Genomic DNA, 17,615 nt, shown 5'->3' with positions numbered 1-17,615 from the left:
TTAAGAAATGGCAGATGACAAATGACAACGGACAAATGACAAATGACAAGTAACCAACCATGTTAAGCCCTAGAAGAACTAAATTCCGCAAACAACAGCGCGGACGGATGGAGGGACTAGCCAGCCGTGGTAGCACCCTCAACTTCGGTGATTTTGCACTCCAAGCACAAGAACCAGCTTGGATTACTTCCCGGCAAATCGAGGCTTCTCGACGGGCAATGACTCGTTATATTCGTCGGGGTGGACAAATCTGGATTCGGATTTTCCCTGATAAACCTGTAACCATGCGTGCTGCTGAAACCCGGATGGGTTCTGGTAAAGGTAATCCAGAGTTTTGGGTAGCTGTAGTCAAGCCAGGACGAATTTTGTTTGAAATCGGTGGGGTTTCTGAAGAAATTGCCCGTGAAGCTATGCGTTTGGCTTCATTTAAACTGCCCATCAAAACCAAGTTTATTGTGCGCTCTCAACCACAGGAGCAGGAGTAGCTTATGCCTCTTCCCAAGATTTCAGAAGCTAGAGAATTAAGTGATGAGAAGCTCTCTGATGAAATTGTCGCGATCAAAAGACAACTATTTCAGTTGCGCTTGCAAAAAGCCACCAGACAACTAGAAAAGCCCCACCAGTTCCGGCAAATGCGACACCGCCTAGCCCAGTTGTTAACGCTAGAAACAGAACGCAAACGGGCAGCAAGTCAATCGGCTAAAGAAGAAAAGTAGGAGATTATGGCAGTTAAAGAACGAGTTGGCTTGGTAGTGAGCGATAAAATGCAAAAAACTGTGGTTGTAGCCATAGAAAACCGCGCTCCTCACCCCAAGTACGGCAAAATTGTGGTTAACACCCAACGATATAAAGTTCACGACGAAGAAAATAAGTGTAAAGTAGGCGATCGCGTTCGCATTCAGGAAACTAGACCCCTGAGCAAAACCAAGCGCTGGAAAATCACAGAAGTCCTGAACGTCAAACCTACTTAAACCTCATCGTTGTTAGAAACTAACAACATCACAAGGGAGAATAATTGTGATTCAACCCCAGACTTACCTGAATGTCGCAGATAATAGCGGCGCCCGTAAACTAATGTGCATCCGCATCTTAGGTGGAGGCAACCGCCGTTATGGTTTTATCGGTGATAAAATTATCGCCGTTGTCAAAGATGCTACACCTAACATGGCTGTAAAAAAGTCTGATGTTGTGGAAGCAGTAATTGTCCGCACTCGTAAAGCCGTATCTCGTGACAGTGGCATGAGTATTCGCTTTGATGATAACGCTGCTGTAATCATCAACAAAGACGGTAATCCCAGAGGCACACGGGTTTTTGGCCCAGTTGCTCGGGAACTGCGCGATAAGAACTTTACCAAGATCGTTTCTCTGGCTCCGGAGGTGCTTTAATGGCAACCAAACAGGGTACGCCCAAAGTATTCCACAAAATGCACGTTAAAACTGGCGACACCGTACAAGTTATCGCTGGCAAAGACAAAGGAAAAGTTGGTGAAATTATCCAGGCACTTCCCCAACTGAGTAAAGTCATCGTCAAAGGTGTCAACATTAAAACCAAGCACGTGAAACCCCAGCAAGAAGGGGAATCAGGAAGGATTCTAACCCAGGAATTCCCGATTCATAGCTCCAACGTAATGCTTTATTCCACCAAGCAAAACGTTGCCAGTCGTGTTTGTTATACCTTTACTTCAGAAGGCAAAAAAGTCAGGAAACTTAAAAAAACTGGCGAGATTCTGGATAAATAGTTAGAAGTTAGGAATTAAGAGTTAAGAATTAAATTTCACTCATAACCCATAACTTATAACTCGTAACTTTGTTCCCTGACCAAGCCCAGGGATATCAGGACAAAAAACTATGGCGACAACAAGACTCAAAAGCTTATATCAAGAGACAATCGTCCCCAAACTGATCAATCAGTTTCAATATACCAACGTTCATCAAGTACCGAAGTTGGTAAAGGTTACTATTAACCGAGGTTTGGGTGAAGCAGCTCAAAATGCGAAGTCGCTGGAAGCATCCATCAACGAAATTGCGCTGGTAACAGGTCAAAAGCCAGTGGTGACACGGGCAAAAAAAGCGATCGCTGGCTTTAAGATTCGTCAAGGGATGCCTGTGGGAATCATGGTTACCCTCAGAGCCGAACGGATGTATGCCTTTTTTGACCGACTGGTTAGCCTATCACTGCCCAGAATTCGAGATTTTCGCGGCGTTAGCCCTAAAAGCTTTGACGGACGGGGTAACTATACTCTGGGTGTGAGAGAACAGCTAATTTTCCCAGAAGTCGAATACGACAGCGTTGATCAAGTACGTGGGATGGATATTTCCATCATCACCACAGCAACAAACGACGAAGAGGGTCGCGCCTTACTTAAAGAATTAGGAATGCCCTTTCGCGATCAGTAAGTTCATCTATAGAGGGAACGATGGCGGCTAACGACACAATTGCAGATATGCTGACGCGCATCCGCAATGCCAACCTGGCGCGGCATCAAACTACACAAGTGCCAGCTACAAAAATGACCCGCAGCATTGCCAAAGTGCTACGGGAGGAAGGCTTTATTGCTGAAATCGAAGAAGCAGAAGAAGGGGTAAAGCACAACCTAGTGATTTCCCTGAAATACAAAGGTAAGAATCGTCAGCCTCTAATCACCGCCTTAAAGCGAGTGAGTAAGCCAGGCTTGCGTGTTTACTCCAACAGAAAAGAATTACCAAGAGTACTAGGCGGCATTGGCATTGCCATTATTTCTACATCCAGTGGGATTATGACTGACCGCGAAGCGCGGCGTCAGAACTTGGGTGGCGAAGTGCTTTGTTACGTTTGGTAGTCATTGGTCATTAGTCATTTGTCACTTGTCATTAATGAAAGACAAAGGACAAATAACAAAGGACAAATAACAAAGGACAAAAAGTCATGTCTCGTATCGGTAAACGTCCAATTACTATTCCCGCCAAAGTTCAAGTGGCGATCGATGGTACGAATATTGTGGTGAAAGGCCCGAAAGGAGAACTTTCTCGCACTCTTACACCAAATGTTTCACTCTCTCAAGAGGGAGAAATATTACACGTAAATCGTCGGGATGAAACTCGTACTTCAAAGCAACTGCACGGCTTGAGCCGCACTTTAGTTGCCAACATGGTTGAGGGAGTTTCTCAAGGTTTTCAACGCCGTTTAGAAATTCAAGGTGTTGGTTACCGGGCACAACTTCAAGGGCGTAACCTAGTTTTGAATATGGGTTATAGCCATCAGGTGCAAATTGAACCACCAGATGGAATTCAGTTTGCAGTAGAAGGTACCACTAACGTCATTGTCAGCGGCTATGACAAAGAAATTGTAGGTAACACAGCTGCCAAAGTTCGTGCCGTTCGTCCACCAGAACCTTACAAAGGTAAAGGCATTCGCTATGCCGGTGAAGTGGTCAGACGGAAAGCTGGTAAGACTGGTAAGGGTGGTAAGAAGTAGAAATGAAACTTACTCGTAGAGAATCAAAAAACCGTCGTCATCGACGCGTTCGTGGCAAAGTTATTGGCTCTACAGAACGTCCGCGTTTAGCGGTATTTCGTTCTAATGAGCATATTTACGCCCAGATAATTGATGATACTCAGCATCAAACCATCGTGGCAGCATCGACTGTAGAACCAGAACTGAAATCTAGTTTAGCGTCATGTGCAAACCGCGACGCATCGGTGCAAGTTGGTAAGTTGATCGCAGTGCGATCGCTAGAAAAAGGCATCACCAAAGTAGTCTTTGATCGCGGTGGTAACTTATATCATGGCCGTGTCAAAGCATTAGCTGATGCAGCACGCGAAGCTGGTTTAGATTTCTAAAGTCATTGGTCATTAGTCATTGGTCATTAGTCATTGGACAAATGACAAAGGACAAATGACATAAAGATCAAATGACATAAAGACAAATGACGTTCACCAGAGCATAAATTATGGCAACAGAGCGTAAAAGTAAAACAAAGCGTGCCAAAAAAGAAGAAACTACTTGGCAAGAGCGGGTTATCCAAATCCGCCGCGTGAGCAAGGTCGTCAAAGGTGGTAAAAAACTCAGCTTTAGAGCGATCGTTGTTGTCGGTAACGAACGCGGTCAAGTTGGTGTCGGAGTAGGCAAAGCTTCAGATGTAATTGGTGCCGTCAAAAAAGGCGTAGCCGACGGCAAAAAACACCTTATTGATATCCCAATCACCAAATCCAACTCCATTCCCCATCCCATTGATGGTGTCGGTGGTGGTGCGAAAGTGATGATGCGCCCAGCTTCACCTGGTACTGGGGTAATTGCTGGTGGTGCTGTGCGGACTGTGTTGGAATTGGCAGGAGTTCGTAACGTCTTAGCCAAGCAACTTGGCTCTAACAATCCGCTCAATAATGCTAGAGCCGCAGTCAATGCCTTATCTACACTGCGGACTCTTTCTGAAGTCGCAGAAGATCGCGGTATTCCTATTGAAAGTCTCTACATTTAGTAGAGTCGCACTTACAGAGCTTTTGTGTAAACAAGAACTAATTACATCATGAGACTCAACGATGTTAAGCCGCAAAAAGGCTCAAAGAAACGCAAGAAGCGTGTAGCCAGAGGGATTTCTGCTGGTCAAGGTGCCAGTGCTGGTCTAGGTATGCGTGGTCAAAAATCTCGCTCTGGTAGCGGGACTCGACCAGGTTTTGAAGGTGGTCAACAGCCATTGTACCGCCGCTTACCTAAGCTGAAGGGCTTTCCGATTGTGAATCAGAAGATTTACACTACGATTAATGTAGAGAAGCTAGCCTCCCTTCCCGCTAATACGGAAGTAACTTTGACCTCATTGAAGGCAGCAGGTATCCTTACTGCTGTGAAGGGGCCATTGAAAATTTTAGGTAACGGGGAATTGAGCACTCCGCTTAAGGTACAAGCGGCAGCTTTCACAGGTACAGCTCGTAGCAAAATTGAGGCAGCTGGTGGTAGTTGTGAAGTCTTATGAGTGAGCCGGAACAGCGCACTTAAATAGAAGCCAACTCGCTGTCAGCGCCTGGTTCACTATAAAGGTAGCACTCTATGATCAGTCGAGATAAAGCCCCAACGGCTCAAGAAACTTTTATGCAGATGGCACAAGCAGCTGGCCTCAGAGGTAGGCTGCTTGTCACCGTCGGTATTTTAATTTTGGTTCGCCTGGGCATCTTCTTGCCCGTACCAGGGATTGATAGACCAAGATTTGCCGAAGCCATATCAGGTAGTAATACCATATTCGGCTTATTGGATATATTTTCCGGGCGAGGACTTTCCACTTTAGGAGTCTTTGCTTTAGGGATTTTGCCCTTCATTAATGCGTCTATTATCATCCAATTGCTGACCGCTGCGATTCCATCTTTAGAAAATTTACAGAAAAATGAAGGCGAAGCAGGTCGGCGAAAAATATCGCAAATTACCCGCTATGTCACCGTAGTTTGGGCAATTCTTCAAAGTACAGCTTTTTCGGCATTATTTCTCCAGCAATTTGCCTTAAACCCAGGGCCAATCTTTGTAGCTGAAACTGCGATCGCTCTGACTGCTGGTTCTATGTTCGTAATGTGGGCATCAGAACTAATTACAGAACGTGGCATAGGTAACGGTGCATCTTTGTTGATTTTTGTCAATATTGTCGCGTCATTACCAAAAGCTTTGGGTGATACCATCGACTTGGTACAAGCGGGTGGTCGGGAAACAGTAGGTCGTGTGATCGTGCTGATCTTAGTTTTCCTAGCAACAATTGTTGGTATTGTGATTGTGCAAGAAGGAATGCGCCGCATCCCAATTATTTCGGCTCGTCGCCAAGTAGGTCGGCGAGTGTTGGCAGAGCAGCGTAGCTATCTGCCTCTGCGGCTAAATCAAGGCGGCGTAATGCCAATTATTTTTGCTGCTGCCATCCTCAGTTTGCCACTGCTGATCGCCAATTTTACTAAAAATGCCGATTTAGCCAATATAGTTAACACTTATCTGAGTCCAGGCGGTTCTAGCTCCTGGGTCTATGCCTTGGTCTACATGATTTCCATTGTTTTCTTCAGCTACTTTTATTCTTCGTTGATTCTCAACCCAGTAGATGTGGCACAAAACTTGAAGAAAATGGGTTCTAGTATTCCTGGTATTCGTCCCGGCAAGGCAACTAGCGAATATATCGAACGCGTGTCCAACCGACTTACTTTTTTGGGTGCGATCTTTTTGGGCTTGGTTGCTATTATACCCACTGCCGTGGAAAGCGCTTTGAATGTGAAAACTTTCCAGGGAATAGGTGCTACCTCTTTGTTAATTTTAGTTGGTGTGGCAATTGAGACAGCCAAACAAGTCCAAACTTACGTCATCTCTCAGCGCTATGAAGGAATGGTGAAATAATAGTGACGCGATTAATCTTCTTGGGGCCGCCTGGAGCTGGTAAAGGAACACAAGCTCAAACTTTGGCTGAACACTTGAATATTCCCCATATTTCTACTGGTGAAATATTAAGACAAGCCATGAAAGAGCAAACTCATTTGGGAATCAAGGCTCAAAACTATGTAAATAGCGGCGAGTTAGTCCCCGACCAGCTAGTGCAGGATTTGGTACAGGAGCGCCTCAACCAACCAGATGCAGAAAATGGTTGGATTCTTGATGGTTTTCCCCGCAAAGTGACGCAAGCGGCTTTTCTAGAAGAATTGCTGGAAACAATACATCAGAGTGGCGAAAGGGTAGTCAATCTAGATGCACCGGATGATGTTGTGGTAGAACGTTTGCTAGCTAGAGGACGAAAAGATGATACCGAAGAGGTGATTCGTCGCCGTTTAGAAGTATACCGCGCTGAAACTGAACCTTTAATTGATTATTATCGCGATCGCCAAAAACTTTTAACAGTCAATGGCAATCAGTCCCAAGAAGATGTCACTAGTGAACTTCAACAGGTAATAACTTCTTAACTTGAGAACAGGGAGTAGAGCATTCACCACTCAATACTCCCCACTGCCCCTACGAAGAAGCAGATCAATTTTAGCTAAGATATATTAATAAACTGTTGATATATTTCTTAAAGTGTGTTCTCTTGCAGATAAAGCGCTGCAACTGAACACGAAATTGTTGAGTTGAGGAAAAAACAAATTGTCTAAGCAAGATTTGATTGAAATGGAAGGCACGGTTACAGAGTCCCTGCCCAACGCAATGTTTCGCGTTGACTTGGACAATGGGTTTAACGTGCTAGCTCACATTTCCGGCAAAATTCGCCGAAATTATATCAAGATTTTGCCCGGCGATCGCGTCAAGGTGGAGTTAACTCCTTACGACTTGACCAAAGGCAGAATTACCTATCGACTACGAAAGAAGTAACTATATGTAGAGAATTTTACCATAAAACAATTCTTTTGACTGTTTACTAGTTAATTAGCTGGATTAATTTCCCTAGAAATGCTATAATTTAATATTTGGAGTCAAAAAATAAAAGGCATGAAAGTTAGAGCCTCAGTCAAGAAAATCTGTGAAAAGTGTAACGTGATCAAACGTCGTGGTCGTGTCATGGTGATCTGTGTGAACCCCAAGCACAAGCAACGTCAAGGATAACGCTCTAACCACAGAGTGATTTATACACGCATATGATCATTAAAACGAAAAGACGCGATTAATCACGTTTTTTTAACCAACAGTAATTGCGAGAACAATAGGGAGAGTTCATTGTGGCACGTATTGCCGGAGTAGACCTTCCACGCGATAAGCGCGTCGAGATCGGTCTGACCTACATTTATGGAATTGGTTTATCACGCGCTCAAGAAATTATAGCGGCTACTGGTGTGAACCCAGACACCCGCGTTAAAGACTTAAGTGATGCCGATGTAACAACCCTACGAGGGGAAATAGAAAGCAACTATCAAGTTGAAGGCGACTTGCGGCGCTTGGAGTCTTTGAACATCAAGCGCTTAGTTGACATTGGTACCTACAGAGGACGTCGTCATCGCATGGGACTACCAGTTAGAGGACAAAGAACTCGCACCAATGCCAGAACCCGTCGAGGCAGAAGGCAGACAGTGGCTGGGAAGAAGAAGGCTCCAGGGAAATAAATTTGCAACGCTTGCTAATCTGAGCAAGTTTTACCTTAAATCAACGAAACAAGTATGGCGAGACAACCAACTAAAAAATCCGGGAGCAAGAAGCAGAAACGGAATGTACCCAGTGGGATGGCCTACATCCAGTCTACTTTCAACAATAGCATTGTCACCATTACCGATCAAAATGGAGATGTGATCTCCTGGGCTAGTGCTGGTTCTAGCGGTTTTAAGGGAGCAAAAAAGGGAACTCCCTTTGCAGCGCAAACTGCTGCTGAAAGTGCAGCCCGTAGAGCCATTGATCAAGGGATGCGCCAAATTGAGGTAATGGTTAGTGGGCCAGGAGCAGGTAGAGAAACCGCTATCCGGGCACTTCAAGGAGCAGGACTGGAAATTACGCTCATCCGGGATATTACCCCAATTCCTCACAATGGTTGCCGTCCACCCAAGCGCCGTCGAGTTTAAACACCAAGACTTGGGCATTAAGGGCGAGAAGCTACAACCAAAGGAAGTAAAGTTACTTGCAATGATTGCTTGAGCGTCTAACGTGCGAACTGTCATTGGGTGAAACCTTGGGCTACCAAAAGTGAGTCAGATTTTCCTGCGGGAAAAGCTATTAAACTTCGGAACCCAAAATATTATTAGCGCCTGCAAGCTCAATGGGAGTGTCAAACTATACCGTAATTTCATACTAGTAGTTTGATTAACCTATAATCTACAGGACATAAATTCAATTCGGGAGGCAATTGATTTGTCTGCTAGCAGCACCTTAGAAAAAGGGAGGCTCATCCGTGGCGCAGTTTCAGATTGAATGTGTAGAGTCGAATACTGAAGAAAGTCGGAACCATTACAGTAAATTTGTTCTGGAACCTCTAGAACGCGGTCAAGGGACAACGGTTGGCAACGCACTGCGGCGAGTTTTACTCTCCAACCTAGAAGGCACAGCAGTTACAGCAGTGCGGATTGCAGGCGTTTCACACGAGTTTGCTACAGTTCCGGGCGTGCGGGAAGATGTACTGGAAATCCTCATGAGAATGAAGGAAGTTATCCTAAAAAACTATTCCTCGCAGCCTCAAATTGGTAGATTACTCGTTAGCGGGCCAGCAACAATCACTGCGGCACATTTTGATTTGCCTAGTGAAGTAGAAGTCATCGACCCGACCCAGTATGTAGCCACCATCGCTGAGGGTGGAAAGCTGGAAATGGAATTTCGGATCGAGAAAGGCAAAGGCTATCGCACTGTAGAGCGAGGACGTGAGGAAGCCACATCGTTGGACTTTCTCCAAATCGACTCCATATTTATGCCGGTGCGAAAAGTCAACTACAGTGTTGAAGAATCTCGTGGGGAAGGCTTGATTCCAAAAGACCGACTGTTGTTGGAAGTTTGGACAAACGGCAGTATTTCCCCCCAAGAAGCACTATCTTCGGCTGCTGGAATCTTGGTAGATTTATTCAACCCCTTGAAAGACATCTCCCTAGAACCAACAGACACAGGTTCAGAGATTCCAGACGACCCAACTGCCCAGATACCCATTGAAGAGTTGCAACTTTCTGTGCGGGCATATAACTGTCTCAAACGGGCACAAGTTAACTCTGTGGCAGATTTGTTGGATTATACCCAAGAAGACCTCTTAGAAATTAAGAATTTTGGTCAGAAGTCAGCAGAAGAGGTTGTGGAAGCTTTACAGCGCCGCTTGGGCATCACCCTGCCAATGGAAAGAGGCTCTAAACACCCTTAAGAAAAAACGTTCATAATTCATAGTGCATAATTATGCGTCACCGTTGTCGCGTCAAAAAACTCAGTAAACCAGCCGATCAACGCCGTGCTTTATTGCGATCGCTCGCCACCGAGCTGATCCGTCATGGTAAAATCACCACCACTTTAATTAGAGCGAAAGTTCTCCGAAGTGAAGTGGAAAAAATGATTACTCTAGCCAAAAATGGCTCCTTGTCAGCACGCCGGGAAGCTCTTGGCTATATCTTCGACAAACAACTGGTTCACGCTCTATTTGAGCAAGCTCCTACTCGATATGGCGATCGCCAGGGCGGTTATACCCGCATCCTGCATACCGTACCGCGTCGGGGCGATAATGCAAAAATGGCAATAATTGAATTGGTTTAAGTCATTAGTCATTGGTCATTAGTGAATAACAAAGGACAACTGACATAGACGCCCTTTGGCGGCTTCCCGTAGGGTAAGACAAAATCTGTATGTTAGAAAGCCACCAGCCTACACAAACTCATCGAGTAGCCTTGGTAATCCAATACCTGGGCACTCATTTTCATGGCTGGCAACGGCAAAAACAACACCGGACAGTTCAAGAAGAGATTGAAATTGCGATCGCTACTATTCTTGGCTACCATGTAACACTACATGGTGCTGGGCGAACCGATTCAGGAGTTCATGCTGCTGCTCAAGTAGCCCATTTTGAAGCTACAGGTTTAATTCCGCCTCACAAGTGGGCAACAATCCTTAACAGCTACCTGCCGCCAGATATATTAATCAGGGCTTCAGCTAGTGTCGATAACCGTTGGCACGCTCGCTTTAGTGCAGCCTATCGACGGTATCGCTACACAATATATACTGAAGATCGGCTTAACTTGTTTGTAAGACCCTTCAGTTGGCATTATTATTATGCACCCCTGGATGAATCTTTAATTCAAGCTGCCTTGAAACCTCTCTTGGGAAAGCATCACTTAGCTGCTTTTCACCGTGCAGGCTCAAAGCGATCGCATTCCTGGGTAGAGGTGCAAGCAGCAGAGTGTCGTCGCAGTGGGCCATTTATCCATATTGAAATACAGGCAGATGGATTTTTGTATGGCATGGTACGGCTGTTGGTAGGGATGCTGGTACAAGTAGGTTCTGAACAACGAACACTTTCTAGCTTCACCGAACTCTGGAAAGAAGAACGCCGGGAAGAAGTGAAACACGCCGCCCCGCCCCAAGGCTTGTGCTTGTTGCGAGTTGGCTATCCAGATTTTCCCTTTCCAAAAGAGATTTGGTACGACACCTTGCCAAAGTTCGTCACTAGTCAAGAGTCATTAGTCATTGGTTCTTAGTAACTACAAATGACAAAAGACAAATGACTAATGACAAATTAAAAATGACAAAGGACAAATGACAAATGACAACAGTTAAAACATACCTTCCTTCTCAAGCAACCCTTGAGCGTGAGTGGTACATAGTAGATGCCACCGATAAACGCCTCGGTCGCCTCGCCAGCGAAATCGCCCAGGTATTGAGAGGCAAAAAGAAACCCGAATATACACCCCATCTAGATACAGGTGACTTCGTAATCGTCATCAATGCCGAGAAAGTAGCAGTCACAGGCAAAAAGCGTACTCAAAAGCTTTACCGCCGCCATTCTGGTCGTCCTGGTGGGATGAAAACCGAAACTTTTGCTAAACTGCAAGACCGCATCCCAGAGCGAATTTTAGAACAAGCTGTTAAAGGTATGCTACCTAAAAATAGCCTGGGTAAGCAGTTGTTCACCAAGCTGAAAGTTTACGCTGGGCCTACGCATCCCCATGATGCTCAGAAACCTAAAGAACTAAAAGTTAGTACAATTCCTGGAGAAGAAAATTAATGGTAGTAGCAGATGCTAATAGCGGTCGCGCCGTATACTGGGGTACTGGCCGTCGTAAGAACGCAGTAGCACGGGTACGCTTAGTTCCAGGCACTGGTCAACTGATTGTGAACGGTAAAGATGGAACCTTGTATTTCCAATTCAACCCCAACTATCTGGGAGTGATTAAAGCGCCCCTGGAAACTCTGGGATTAGAAAACGAATATGACATTTTGGTAAAAGCAGAAGGCGGCGGCTTGACTGGACAGGCTGATTCTGTTCGTTTGGGAGTTGCTCGTGCTTTGTGCCAACTCGACCCAGACAACCGCCCACCTTTGAAAACCGAAGGTTATTTGACTCGCGATCCGAGAGCAAAAGAGCGGAAGAAATATGGTTTACATAAAGCTCGGAAAGCGCCTCAGTACTCTAAGCGTTAGGGAATTGAGCATGGGGCATCCCTTCTCTGCGAGACGCTACGCGAACGCTCGGGGCAAGTGGGCATGGGGCATCTCCCCACTCCCCACTCCCTAGCTTCAATTGAACGCTGAAAGTTATAATTTATATAGATTCATCACAAAAAGAACAATGGCTAAAGCTGATATTCACCCCAAGTGGTATCCAGATGCTAAAGTTTACTGCAACGGTCAAGTTGTTATGACCATTGGCTCTACCAAGCCAGAATTGCATGTAGATGTTTGGTCTGGGAATCACCCCTTTTACACCGGCACTCAGAAGATTATTGACACTGAAGGTAGAGTAGAGCGCTTCCTCCGCAAGTACGGTATGAGCAGCACTCAAACATCTGGTGACGAACAAGACAAAAAGTAGCGGGTTGGCTCTGCTGTTAACGACGGCCCTGCATCAGCTGGGTCGATTTTCATTTATATGCTCGAGCCAATTTGTTATTTTTTAAGGAGCGATCGCACTCGTCATGGCTGAATCATACTTACTGGACAAACTAAAATCCGTTGAACAAACTTTTAATGAATTAACACGTCGTCTTGGCGATCCCGATACCGCTAGCAATCCTGATGAATATCAAGAAATTGCTAAGTCTCGTTCTTCTTTGGAAGAGGTGGTTAATACTTATGAGATTTGGAAAACAGCCCAAGAAGACTTGATCGGAGCGCGTCAGGTTTATAAAGAATCTGCAAGTGATCCAGAGTTGCAAGAAATGGCATCACTGGAAGTAAAAGAACTTGAAGAAAAAATAGAACATTTAGAGTCTCGCTTGAAAGTCTTGCTGCTACCACGCGACCCCAATGATGAAAAGAATATCATGTTGGAAATTCGCGCTGGTACTGGTGGCGATGAAGCAAGTATTTGGGCTGGCGATTTGATGCAAATGTACACCCGCTATGCCCAGACTCAAGGTTGGAAAGTTTCTCTAGTGAGCGAATCTCGCGGAGAAATGGGTGGCTGGAAAGAGGTTATTCTAGAAATCAAAGGTAATGACGTTTACAGTCAGCTAAAGTTTGAAGCTGGAGTGCATCGTGTGCAGCGCGTGCCGGCAACTGAATCTGGGGGACGGGTTCATACTTCCACAGCTACCGTGGCGATTATGCCAGAGGTTGATGATGTAGAAATTCATATTGACCCGAAAGATATTGAAATGACCACAGCTCGTTCTGGTGGTGCTGGTGGACAAAACGTCAACAAGGTGGAAACAGCCGTTGACTTGATGCACAAACCAACGGGAATACGCATTTTCTGTACAGAAGAACGCAGCCAATTGCAAAACAAAGAACGGGCAATGCAAATTCTGCGGGCGAAGTTGTATGACATCAAGTTAGGCGAACAACAAGCAGCTGTTACTTCCATGCGGCGATCGCAAGTTGGTACTGGATCGCGATCAGAAAAAATTCGCACCTATAATTATAAAGATAACCGCGCTACCGATCATCGGTTAGGTCAGAATTATTCCCTTACCCCTGTTTTGGATGGTGATTTAGAGACACTTATCCAGTCTTGTATATCTCTAGACCAACAAGAGCGTCTGGCGGAGTTAGCGACTTCTGGCGCTAACTAATTTTTGCTGTTAAATATCCTGTAAAACCACTTGTTGTACTGTTGCTTTTAACACAGACAGGTGGTTTTCTAATATTGCGTGGAGTGTATCTTCTATTTCACTTGGATAATGGTAATAAGCAAATTCGTACTTCATAACGTAATTTAGCTTCGCCCATTCCTTCAGCGTTTGACAGGTATAAATTAGCTTTTCCGTTTCTTCTTGCCAACGCGCAAAAATCCGGTAGCTAAAAAAGCTGCTGCATATATTGCCTTTTGCATCCCAGTAGGAAATACACACTTGATGCTTCAGAAGGTGGATTTTTTTAATTTGCTTAACATCGTAGCCTTTAACCTTTAAAGCTTCTTTGGTTTCTGTGTCAGAAATGTTCCACTGTTCTGGTTTAATTTTATTAGTGGCTATAAGATTTTTACCTTTGCGGCGATATTGGTTAATTTTGCGTGGCTTGCGAAACATGATGCACCTTCGATATTATTTCTTCGCAGCAAAGTTGAACTACTAGCACAAGCGCCGTAGCAAACTAAGTTTTTTGGGTTGGTTAAAGATAGATGGGTTATTCTACTAGCTTGATGCCTGTAGTTGCCGATTTACAACCAGAGATATAGTTTAGTACTAAAACACAAGGCTGTCAATATAAAAGTAAACTTGTAATATTGAAAGTAGACTTGTAAATACAGTTGGCTAGCTATATAAGCAGTGAAGATCGAAAGCAAACAAAAACTGATTGAAATCATTAAACTAGCTCGCGGTTCAATGAGTCAGCGAGCATTTGGTAAGCTTTTGGGGGTATCTGCTACTGCTGTTCAGATGTGGGAAAAAGGTGTGAAGGTGCCAGATACAGAAAATTTGGCTCGAATCGCATCGAAAGCAGGCTACACAATGGAAGAGTTAATTAGCTGCATAGATGGCAAGCCAATTCCAGAAACCTCAGATTTGAGTCTGATTCTTAGACAAATCCAGCACATGCCTTTGGCTCAAGTGGCTCAAATTGTGCAAGCTGCGGCAGAGAGATTGGCGGCTGTGGCTGAAGCATCCGGGGATGAAGCAAAAGCAAGTTGATAGAAGAAGTCTTGCTAGATGGTTTTGAAGCGGGTGTTAATTTATGGCTAAGAGAAACTAACTTACCATTACGAACTTTTCCAGAGCATTGCCCTTATTTATTTGATGATGCGATCGCAGAGAATTTTCTGTGCGATACTCGTCAAGGCTGGGAAGGATAATTACTACCATTTTTATGAGGCTCATATCATGTCCGGGTAATGACTTACGATTAAACACCAATTTGAAGCCACCAATAAAAACCAGTTAAGCCACGAATTAACTCTGTCTGTTGGAGTAAAGATTGACACCGATGAAACAAAACATTCTCTAAATCATTGAGTGTCTCAAAAGAGCGATTAGCAATTGGTTCGTCAACCAAAGTCCACAGCTTTTCTGCGGGCTGTAATTCGGGTGAGTGAGATGGCAAAAACATTAAGTGTAGCCCTTCAGGAATCTCCAAACCCTTGCTGGTATGCCATCCTGCTTGGTCAACAGCTAACAAAATACGTTTATCAGCACCTAAACCAAATTCTTGAGCAAAATCCGCTAAAACCTTGTTAAATAGCTCTGTATTGACATAAGGAAGAATCCACCAATAAGTAACTCCTGTTTTCGGATGTACAAAAGCATACAACCATAGCCATTTAAACCGCCAATTTACATCAGCGATTGGTGTTTCTCCTTCTGGGACGTAAACTCGTCGCAAAACTGGTTTGAGTCCCAAGCGATGTTCATCTTCGCACCACAACTGAATTTCCGCATCTGGGTAGTTGGCTTGAAGTTCTTCTACTTCTGTAGCTATTTTTTTTTCCAGGCTTCTTGCTCAAAAGGGTCGCTTTTTGTGTGAGACGGACGGGGTACTCTGAGCCTAAAAGTCATCTGCCGCAATATTTCCCATCCCCTCTGTCTGCTAATATGAGTTCCTGTTACTTCACTTAACCAATCTGCCACCTTCCTGCCATTCCATAATCCTCCATCCGGTGTTTTTTCTTGTAACGCTTGCCATAACTGTGCCTGCTCGATATCATCCACTAGTGGCTGTGTACCTTGGTTGAATACTCTGCGATCGCCTAATCCTTGCACTCCTAACTCGTTGTATCTTTTTACCAATGCGTACATCCAGGTTCTGCTGTAGCCCGTTATTTCCTCGATTTCTTCCGTTTTTTTGCCTTGGGCTACTAACCAAATAATCTGGTACTGACGGCTTTCTATGCCGTCTTTAGCCTGACGGTAACGTTATTCTAGCTCTTCAATACTTAGATGTGTGGCTACACTAATTCGTTTCGGCATTGGTCATCTTTGCACTCACCTCTTTTATAATAAGTGATTACCCGGACATGATATCATTTGTTATTTGGAGATACCTTAAATAGAACGAGGTGAAAAAAATTATATACTTATAAGTTTTACTCCAAGTTAGTTAGATATAGTTACATCTATGAAACAAGTAATAGAAAATGTAAAACAAACTATAGCGCAAAAATAAATACTTTGGGCTCATCCAATTGCACTGAAATTACAAAAATATCACTATAGTTTGGCAATCCAATGGGCAATAGAATGCATACAAATATATTCATCGGAGATTGAATCGGACAAACTCTCCCAGCTTAATAAATATATTCAGCAAGCTTTGTCAGAGCCAAATTTTTTAACTCCTTTACAGTGTAATGAAATTAGTCGAGAAATATGGTATTTGCCTGAAAGGGAAGAAATTCAAACTGCAATAGCTCGACTATGGGGTTCTATGGCAGCTTTTAAAGATGGAGAAAATCTTGGTGGAGTCTGCGATTTATAATCGCCAGTGATAGGGTATTTTACTGGCAGTTAAGGAATAAATGGTTTTAAAATGGTGCAATCTTAAAATATTTAGGGGTGCAGCTAGGTCGCTACGTAATGAGCCTTTAGATTAACAACTTAAAACAAATAATCTTTAATATACCAGTTTATCATCAAGGTAATTTGGTGGGATTTTTAAACCAGAATATGCCAGTGAAATAGCATGGAACTAGAGCGATCGCAGTTTTACTTATATCGGCTGTTTCAAGAGTTCCCTGATATCTTCTTTGAACTTATTGGTAATCCTCCAGAAGAAGCTAGCTTTTATCAATTTTCATCAGTTGAAATCAAACAAACAGCCTTCAGAATCGATGGTGTGTTTCTACCGACGCAAGGAAGCGAGAACCCGATTTACTTTGTTGAAGTGCAATTTCAAGCAGATGGGGAAATTTATTCACGGCTAATTGCAGAAATATGTTTATACCTCCGTCAGAATCAACCATTAAATGACTGGGGTGCTGTAGCTTTATACCCCAACAGGAATGTAGATACAGGCGATATCAAACATTACCGTGAGTTTTTCACAAGTGGGCGCGTCAGGCGCATTTATTTGGATGAATTAGGTGAAGGTGCATCGCTTCCAATTGGCATTGCAACTGCTAAATTAGTAATTGCAAGCGAAGACATTGCAATCGCACAAGTAAGGGAGTTGATAGACAGAACCAAGTCAGAGATAAGTTCACCACCAAAACAGCAGCAATTATTACAATTTATAGAGACTATTTTGGCTTACAAGTTTCCCACAATGAGTAGGGAGGAAATGGAGGAAATGTTTGGATTAAGCGAGTTAAAGCAAACCAGATTTTATCAGGAAGCCTTCCAGGAAGGTGTTGAACAAGGCATTGAACAAGGCATTGAACAAGGCATTGAACAAGGCATTGAACAAGGCATTGAACAAGGTGAGGTTAGAGGTGAGATTAAGGGGAAACTAAAAGCAGTAACAGCAATGTTGGCAGTAGGGTTGACTGTAGAACAAATAGCAGAGGCGTTAGATTTGAATGTCGAAGAAGTTAGACAAGTAATATAAAGCCAGCCTTGAGATAGATGTGGTAAATTTTATCCGTGGCTCAAGCCAAATTTGGTTTGCGGCTTCCAGACTTTGTCACGACGAATTTATAGTTAATTTTTGTTAATAT

29 protein-coding genes and 1 pseudogene are annotated in these 17,615 nt (G+C 44.0%); 28 read left to right on the top strand and 2 right to left on the bottom strand.

Going from position 1 to position 17,615, the window contains the following annotated elements:
• Positions 1-59: 59 nt before the first annotated feature.
• From rplP to prfA, 24 genes are all read left to right on the top strand, one after another.
• Positions 60-485 (top strand): 50S ribosomal protein L16, encoded by a 426-nt coding sequence (rplP, locus tag H6G26_RS03560; RefSeq protein WP_190727943.1) that lies wholly within the window; start codon positions 60-62, stop codon positions 483-485.
• Positions 486-488: 3 nt separating this feature from the next.
• On the top strand, positions 489-716 hold the full coding sequence (rpmC, locus tag H6G26_RS03555; protein ID WP_069070774.1) for a 50S ribosomal protein L29: 228 nt from the start codon (positions 489-491) through the stop codon (positions 714-716).
• Between the two features lie 6 nt (positions 717-722).
• Positions 723-971 carry a 30S ribosomal protein S17 gene (gene rpsQ / locus H6G26_RS03550; RefSeq protein ID WP_100901244.1) on the top strand — a complete coding sequence of 83 codons (249 nt, stop codon included), beginning with the start codon at positions 723-725 and terminating at the stop codon, positions 969-971.
• 46 nt (positions 972-1,017) lie between these two features.
• Complete coding sequence (gene rplN / locus H6G26_RS03545; protein ID WP_069070772.1) at positions 1,018-1,386, top strand: 50S ribosomal protein L14; 369 nt, start codon at positions 1,018-1,020, stop codon at positions 1,384-1,386.
• A complete protein-coding gene (gene rplX, locus H6G26_RS03540) occupies positions 1,386-1,739 on the top strand; it encodes a 50S ribosomal protein L24 (RefSeq protein ID WP_100901245.1) in 354 nt (117 codons plus the stop codon). The genes rplN and rplX overlap by 1 nt, the downstream gene beginning before the upstream one ends.
• A gap of 109 nt (positions 1,740-1,848) precedes the next feature.
• Positions 1,849-2,397, top strand: coding sequence for a 50S ribosomal protein L5 (rplE, locus tag H6G26_RS03535; RefSeq protein ID WP_190727942.1), 549 nt, complete (start codon positions 1,849-1,851; stop codon positions 2,395-2,397).
• Between the two features lie 20 nt (positions 2,398-2,417).
• Entirely contained in the window at positions 2,418-2,819 is a 402-nt protein-coding gene (rpsH, locus tag H6G26_RS03530) for a 30S ribosomal protein S8 (RefSeq protein WP_012410712.1), read from the top strand.
• An 86-nt stretch (positions 2,820-2,905) separates the two neighbouring features.
• Positions 2,906-3,454, top strand: a complete 549-nt coding sequence (rplF, locus tag H6G26_RS03525) for a 50S ribosomal protein L6 (protein WP_190727941.1) — start codon at positions 2,906-2,908, stop codon at positions 3,452-3,454.
• Between the two features lie 2 nt (positions 3,455-3,456).
• Positions 3,457-3,819 carry a 50S ribosomal protein L18 gene (gene rplR, locus H6G26_RS03520; RefSeq protein WP_100901248.1) on the top strand — a complete coding sequence of 121 codons (363 nt, stop codon included), beginning with the start codon at positions 3,457-3,459 and terminating at the stop codon, positions 3,817-3,819.
• 110 nt (positions 3,820-3,929) lie between these two features.
• Positions 3,930-4,457, top strand: coding sequence for a 30S ribosomal protein S5 (gene rpsE, locus H6G26_RS03515; RefSeq protein ID WP_190727940.1), 528 nt, complete (start codon positions 3,930-3,932; stop codon positions 4,455-4,457).
• A gap of 48 nt (positions 4,458-4,505) precedes the next feature.
• A complete protein-coding gene (gene rplO / locus H6G26_RS03510) occupies positions 4,506-4,949 on the top strand; it encodes a 50S ribosomal protein L15 (RefSeq protein WP_190727939.1) in 444 nt (147 codons plus the stop codon).
• Between the two features lie 74 nt (positions 4,950-5,023).
• Entirely contained in the window at positions 5,024-6,334 is a 1,311-nt protein-coding gene (gene secY / locus H6G26_RS03505; protein ID WP_190727938.1) for a preprotein translocase subunit SecY, read from the top strand.
• Between the two features lie 2 nt (positions 6,335-6,336).
• Positions 6,337-6,891, top strand: a complete 555-nt coding sequence (locus H6G26_RS03500) for an adenylate kinase (RefSeq protein WP_190727937.1) — start codon at positions 6,337-6,339, stop codon at positions 6,889-6,891.
• A gap of 178 nt (positions 6,892-7,069) precedes the next feature.
• On the top strand, positions 7,070-7,294 hold the full coding sequence (gene infA / locus H6G26_RS03495; RefSeq protein ID WP_006276978.1) for a translation initiation factor IF-1: 225 nt from the start codon (positions 7,070-7,072) through the stop codon (positions 7,292-7,294).
• A gap of 117 nt (positions 7,295-7,411) precedes the next feature.
• Complete coding sequence (rpmJ, locus tag H6G26_RS03490) at positions 7,412-7,525, top strand: 50S ribosomal protein L36 (RefSeq protein ID WP_015129703.1); 114 nt, start codon at positions 7,412-7,414, stop codon at positions 7,523-7,525.
• A 113-nt stretch (positions 7,526-7,638) separates the two neighbouring features.
• Complete coding sequence (gene rpsM, locus H6G26_RS03485; RefSeq protein WP_190727936.1) at positions 7,639-8,019, top strand: 30S ribosomal protein S13; 381 nt, start codon at positions 7,639-7,641, stop codon at positions 8,017-8,019.
• Positions 8,020-8,073: 54 nt separating this feature from the next.
• Complete coding sequence (gene rpsK, locus H6G26_RS03480; protein WP_012410703.1) at positions 8,074-8,469, top strand: 30S ribosomal protein S11; 396 nt, start codon at positions 8,074-8,076, stop codon at positions 8,467-8,469.
• A gap of 326 nt (positions 8,470-8,795) precedes the next feature.
• A complete protein-coding gene (locus H6G26_RS03475) occupies positions 8,796-9,743 on the top strand; it encodes a DNA-directed RNA polymerase subunit alpha (RefSeq protein WP_190727935.1) in 948 nt (315 codons plus the stop codon).
• A 32-nt stretch (positions 9,744-9,775) separates the two neighbouring features.
• A complete protein-coding gene (gene rplQ, locus H6G26_RS03470; protein ID WP_118167591.1) occupies positions 9,776-10,126 on the top strand; it encodes a 50S ribosomal protein L17 in 351 nt (116 codons plus the stop codon).
• An 89-nt stretch (positions 10,127-10,215) separates the two neighbouring features.
• On the top strand, positions 10,216-11,064 hold the full coding sequence (gene truA, locus H6G26_RS03465; RefSeq protein ID WP_190727934.1) for a tRNA pseudouridine(38-40) synthase TruA: 849 nt from the start codon (positions 10,216-10,218) through the stop codon (positions 11,062-11,064).
• Between the two features lie 65 nt (positions 11,065-11,129).
• The gene (gene rplM, locus H6G26_RS03460; protein ID WP_012410699.1) at positions 11,130-11,591 is read left to right on the top strand and encodes a 50S ribosomal protein L13; all 462 of its coding nucleotides are present in this window, start codon (positions 11,130-11,132) and stop codon (positions 11,589-11,591) included.
• Complete coding sequence (rpsI, locus tag H6G26_RS03455) at positions 11,591-12,007, top strand: 30S ribosomal protein S9 (protein ID WP_104906415.1); 417 nt, start codon at positions 11,591-11,593, stop codon at positions 12,005-12,007. The genes rplM and rpsI overlap by 1 nt, the downstream gene beginning before the upstream one ends.
• A 148-nt stretch (positions 12,008-12,155) precedes the next feature.
• Positions 12,156-12,398 carry a 50S ribosomal protein L31 gene (rpmE, locus tag H6G26_RS03450; protein ID WP_069070756.1) on the top strand — a complete coding sequence of 81 codons (243 nt, stop codon included), beginning with the start codon at positions 12,156-12,158 and terminating at the stop codon, positions 12,396-12,398.
• 103 nt (positions 12,399-12,501) lie between these two features.
• Positions 12,502-13,599, top strand: coding sequence for a peptide chain release factor 1 (gene prfA, locus H6G26_RS03445; RefSeq protein WP_190727933.1), 1,098 nt, complete (start codon positions 12,502-12,504; stop codon positions 13,597-13,599).
• Positions 13,600-13,608: 9 nt separating this feature from the next.
• Here the strand turns inward: prfA and H6G26_RS03440 are convergent, their stop codons facing one another.
• Positions 13,609-14,055, bottom strand: coding sequence for a hypothetical protein (locus H6G26_RS03440; RefSeq protein WP_190727932.1), 447 nt, complete (start codon positions 14,053-14,055; stop codon positions 13,609-13,611).
• 240 nt (positions 14,056-14,295) lie between these two features.
• Here H6G26_RS03440 and H6G26_RS03435 point away from each other — a divergent pair, with 240 nt between their 5' ends.
• Complete coding sequence (locus H6G26_RS03435) at positions 14,296-14,658, top strand: helix-turn-helix transcriptional regulator (protein WP_094328443.1); 363 nt, start codon at positions 14,296-14,298, stop codon at positions 14,656-14,658.
• Complete coding sequence (locus H6G26_RS03430; RefSeq protein ID WP_190727931.1) at positions 14,655-14,819, top strand: DUF29 family protein; 165 nt, start codon at positions 14,655-14,657, stop codon at positions 14,817-14,819. The genes H6G26_RS03435 and H6G26_RS03430 overlap by 4 nt, the downstream gene beginning before the upstream one ends.
• A 50-nt stretch (positions 14,820-14,869) precedes the next feature.
• Here the strand turns inward: H6G26_RS03430 and H6G26_RS03425 are convergent.
• A pseudogene (locus H6G26_RS03425) lies at positions 14,870-15,930 on the bottom strand (IS630 family transposase).
• 343 nt (positions 15,931-16,273) lie between these two features.
• Here H6G26_RS03425 and H6G26_RS42035 point away from each other — a divergent pair.
• On the top strand, positions 16,274-16,438 hold the full coding sequence (locus tag H6G26_RS42035; RefSeq protein WP_206757530.1) for a hypothetical protein: 165 nt from the start codon (positions 16,274-16,276) through the stop codon (positions 16,436-16,438).
• Between the two features lie 204 nt (positions 16,439-16,642).
• Positions 16,643-17,506, top strand: coding sequence for an Rpn family recombination-promoting nuclease/putative transposase (locus H6G26_RS03415; protein WP_190727930.1), 864 nt, complete (start codon positions 16,643-16,645; stop codon positions 17,504-17,506).
• The last annotated feature ends 109 nt before the right edge of the window (positions 17,507-17,615 follow it).

The sequence above is a fragment of the Nostoc sp. FACHB-888 genome, from assembly GCF_014696655.1.
GTDB lineage: Bacteria > Cyanobacteriota > Cyanobacteriia > Cyanobacteriales > Nostocaceae > Nostoc.
The sequence above is the reverse complement of the archived record's forward strand: the minus strand, read 5'-3'. Positions and strand labels throughout refer to the sequence as shown.

Excerpts from the sequence above, each read along its gene's own strand:
- rplP (WP_190727943.1), top strand. The coding sequence starts at position 60 with ATGTTAAGCCCTAGAAGAACTAAATTCCGCAAACAACAGCGCGGACGG.
- rpmC (WP_069070774.1), top strand. The coding sequence starts at position 489 with ATGCCTCTTCCCAAGATTTCAGAAGCTAGAGAATTAAGTGATGAGAAG.
- rpsQ (WP_100901244.1), top strand. The coding sequence starts at position 723 with ATGGCAGTTAAAGAACGAGTTGGCTTGGTAGTGAGCGATAAAATGCAA.
- rplX (WP_100901245.1), top strand. The coding sequence starts at position 1,386 with ATGGCAACCAAACAGGGTACGCCCAAAGTATTCCACAAAATGCACGTT.
- rplE (WP_190727942.1), top strand. The coding sequence starts at position 1,849 with ATGGCGACAACAAGACTCAAAAGCTTATATCAAGAGACAATCGTCCCC.
- rpsH (WP_012410712.1), top strand. The coding sequence starts at position 2,418 with ATGGCGGCTAACGACACAATTGCAGATATGCTGACGCGCATCCGCAAT.
- rplF (WP_190727941.1), top strand. The coding sequence starts at position 2,906 with ATGTCTCGTATCGGTAAACGTCCAATTACTATTCCCGCCAAAGTTCAA.
- rplR (WP_100901248.1), top strand. The coding sequence starts at position 3,457 with ATGAAACTTACTCGTAGAGAATCAAAAAACCGTCGTCATCGACGCGTT.
- rpsE (WP_190727940.1), top strand. The coding sequence starts at position 3,930 with ATGGCAACAGAGCGTAAAAGTAAAACAAAGCGTGCCAAAAAAGAAGAA.
- rplO (WP_190727939.1), top strand. The coding sequence starts at position 4,506 with ATGAGACTCAACGATGTTAAGCCGCAAAAAGGCTCAAAGAAACGCAAG.
- secY (WP_190727938.1), top strand. The coding sequence starts at position 5,024 with ATGATCAGTCGAGATAAAGCCCCAACGGCTCAAGAAACTTTTATGCAG.
- rpmJ (WP_015129703.1), top strand. The coding sequence starts at position 7,412 with ATGAAAGTTAGAGCCTCAGTCAAGAAAATCTGTGAAAAGTGTAACGTG.
- rpsK (WP_012410703.1), top strand. The coding sequence starts at position 8,074 with ATGGCGAGACAACCAACTAAAAAATCCGGGAGCAAGAAGCAGAAACGG.
- rplQ (WP_118167591.1), top strand. The coding sequence starts at position 9,776 with ATGCGTCACCGTTGTCGCGTCAAAAAACTCAGTAAACCAGCCGATCAA.
- truA (WP_190727934.1), top strand. The coding sequence starts at position 10,216 with ATGTTAGAAAGCCACCAGCCTACACAAACTCATCGAGTAGCCTTGGTA.
- rplM (WP_012410699.1), top strand. The coding sequence starts at position 11,130 with ATGACAACAGTTAAAACATACCTTCCTTCTCAAGCAACCCTTGAGCGT.
- rpsI (WP_104906415.1), top strand. The coding sequence starts at position 11,591 with ATGGTAGTAGCAGATGCTAATAGCGGTCGCGCCGTATACTGGGGTACT.
- rpmE (WP_069070756.1), top strand. The coding sequence starts at position 12,156 with ATGGCTAAAGCTGATATTCACCCCAAGTGGTATCCAGATGCTAAAGTT.
- prfA (WP_190727933.1), top strand. The coding sequence starts at position 12,502 with ATGGCTGAATCATACTTACTGGACAAACTAAAATCCGTTGAACAAACT.
- H6G26_RS03440 (WP_190727932.1), bottom strand. The coding sequence starts at position 14,055 with ATGTTTCGCAAGCCACGCAAAATTAACCAATATCGCCGCAAAGGTAAA.
- H6G26_RS03415 (WP_190727930.1), top strand. The coding sequence starts at position 16,643 with ATGGAACTAGAGCGATCGCAGTTTTACTTATATCGGCTGTTTCAAGAG.